This window comes from Candidatus Cloacimonadota bacterium, from assembly GCA_020532355.1.
Taxonomy (GTDB): domain Bacteria; phylum Cloacimonadota; class Cloacimonadia; order Cloacimonadales; family Cloacimonadaceae; genus UBA5456.
In genome coordinates this window covers 1-2,700 of the sequence record JAJBBD010000148.1, presented here as the reverse complement: position 1 = coordinate 2,700, position 2,700 = coordinate 1, and the positions used below count along the sequence as shown (strand labels likewise).

Sequence of the window (2,700 nt, the reverse complement as noted above, 5' to 3'; positions counted from 1 at the left end):
TGAGGAGACCGGACCGGTATCTTTGGATATCTACAATATAAAGGGGCAGTTGGTCAAGACTCTGTATCATGGAAATGCAGAAATTGGCAGCCATACAGCCATCTGGAATGGCTTGGACAATTCTGGTAATGCCTGTTCTTCAGGAGTATACTTCTATAGGTTAAAAACCCCCAAGACAAGTCTGGTTCGAAAAATGCTAATGCTAAAGTAATGGCAATGAATCGGGGAGGGCATATGCCCTCCCCACTTATAGGAGTATTTATGAAAAGACATAGATGGATTATTGCATGGCTTTTATGTATGATAGGTATAGGAATAAATGCGGTTACTCGAACTGTCGATATCACCGGAGCGGGACAATATACCAGCATACAAACTGCAGTTTCGGAATCATCACAAGGAGACACTGTTCTTGTCTATCCCGGTAGGTATTGGGAGAATGTTAACATATCTGTAAGCAATATCGCCGTCGTAAGTTTGGAATATGCCTCAAATGACCCCTCATACATTGAATCAACCATAATTGACGGTAGCCTGATTGCACCAGGTATAAGAATCAACCAAAATGTACAGAACGTCACTATCCGTGGCTTTTCAATAACTAATAGTAGGATAGGAATATCATTAGGACAAAATAGCCTATCTATGTTAACGAATTGTTCACTCTTTGGAAATGCTTCTTCATACGGGGGAGGCATAAACCTGTTTAAGAGTACTACAGTCTTGAGTGGAGTTCGGATATTTGACAATTATGCATACATAATGGCAGGCGGCATATACATAAATGGTTACATGGGATATGTAAATGTTGCTTTTGATCCCGTTAACCGCTGCTCCATATACAACAATACAGCCGGAGCAGGACAGGATATTGTCGCTCACTCCATCAATGATGATTTGAGTATCCCCTTGGAGATGTTTACTGTGTCCAATCCAACCAACTACTATGTCGCGCCTTTCAGGGCTTACGGGAATGAGTTTCAACTATTGATAGACGTAGAGACTGCTCATCATCAGGAAATAAATAGCGATCTCTATGTGTCTTCTAACGGAGACGACACCAATGATGGCCTCAGCCCTGCGACAGCTCTTAAGACGATCAGAACAGCGGTTTATAGAGTTGCCTCCGACAGCCTGAACCAGAAAACTGTTCACATACTCCCCGGTATATATTCCAGAACTGCCAATCAGCAGGTATTTCCAATTCCTTTAAAAAGTTGGATTAAGGTTCAAGGAGCGGGGATTGAAGAGACTCAGATAGTGGGAGAGATGGACCCCGCTTATGCCAACGTGCCATACAATGCTTTAAAAGTCTTTACCAGCTTTTATCAGAGTCACGTCTGTCTGGAGGACATGTCCATCACAACTGCAGGATCAAACAACAGTTGTGCAATTTGGGGTTTTAAGGAGGAATCACTGCATCTGAAGAACCTGAGGATGCATGAACTGAATCCGGATTTGTTTGCTATCATTAACATTACTTATGCCACAAACTGTCTTTGGGACGGGATAATAATTGAGGACTTCACTACCGACAGCATGGGCTTCCTGTATAGCGATGGTTACATTTCAGGGGTAATCCGAAATTCAATTTTTAGAAATGCCACCTCAACATTTACAAGTAATGAGGTATGGGCAAGCCCGCTTATATGGATAAATTTGGGGGGGAGCTTTGCCCTTATAAACTCCACTATTACTAATATTACTATGACAGACGATGATACTCACGCTGTTCAGTTTAGCGGAATGTACAACCCACCTACCCAACCTCAATACACTATTCAGAATAGCTTATTTGCAAATATTTACTGCAATGAGCGCGGAGTTATATTTCATGGTGAAGATTTTCCTTTGATGAACATCACCAACTGCACGTTTGCCGGACATACTGGCAACGGTGAGGCATTGATGGTTAATGGTAACGTAACAATCTCAAACAGCATATTCTACAATAATCGATCGGTGGAAATAGCTATCAATCCCATGGATGGGACAGGTATCCCTACTACGTTAACTCTCAACAACAACCTGATCAGAAATGGTTATAGCGACATCTGGCAAGGCCCCGGGAGCACAATTCACTACCACGATACCAATATCAGCGGCGACCCCCTCTTTGCCGGAGGCTTTGATATGCATGATCCGCTTTATTACAGCCTCTCGGAGGGTTCCCCCTGCATCGATGCGGGAACTCGCGATATCACAGGATTGAACCTGCCTCCTTATGATCTGGCTGGTAACTATCGCATCTGGAACGATCGCATAGACATGGGCTGTTTTGAGTTTGGCTCCAGACCCTGGGTGAGCAATGACGATCCGGTGGCGCCTGGACTAAAGCAGCTTACGCTATTTCAAAACTATCCCAATCCCTTTAACCCCACTACTACGATTTCTTATTATCTCCCGGAAGCTGCAAAGGTTCGAATAGATATATACAACATAAGGGGTCAATTGGTGAAAACCCTGATCAATACCGGACAGGAAGCGGGGCTTCACCAGATAGCGTGGAACGGCAGGGATATGAACAATCGAAATGTAGCCAGCGGAGTATATTTATACCGCTTGGGCATTCCCAATGGAAGCCAAAGTAGGAGAATGCTTCTGATGAAATAGGGTCAAATGACAGTGCAAGCTGGGGCGGTCTGGTTAAACTCTTTATTGACAATCTTTTCAGAGAGATACAGACCCACGGATTTCGTT

2 protein-coding genes are annotated in these 2,700 nt (G+C 43.7%); both read left to right on the top strand.

Annotated elements, in window-relative coordinates; all coding sequences use genetic code 11:
* Positions 1-211 (top strand): T9SS type A sorting domain-containing protein (locus tag LHW48_05455; GenBank protein MCB5259910.1); only part of this gene is annotated, 211 nt, incomplete at its 5' end.
* A gap of 50 nt (positions 212-261) precedes the next feature.
* A complete protein-coding gene (locus tag LHW48_05450) occupies positions 262-2,613 on the top strand; it encodes a T9SS type A sorting domain-containing protein (GenBank protein MCB5259909.1) in 2,352 nt (783 codons plus the stop codon).
* Positions 2,614-2,700: the final 87 nt, after the last annotated feature.

Coding starts and splice junctions, on each gene's coding strand:
- LHW48_05450 (MCB5259909.1), top strand. CDS start 262: ATGAAAAGACATAGATGGATTATTGCATGGCTTTTATGTATGATAGGT.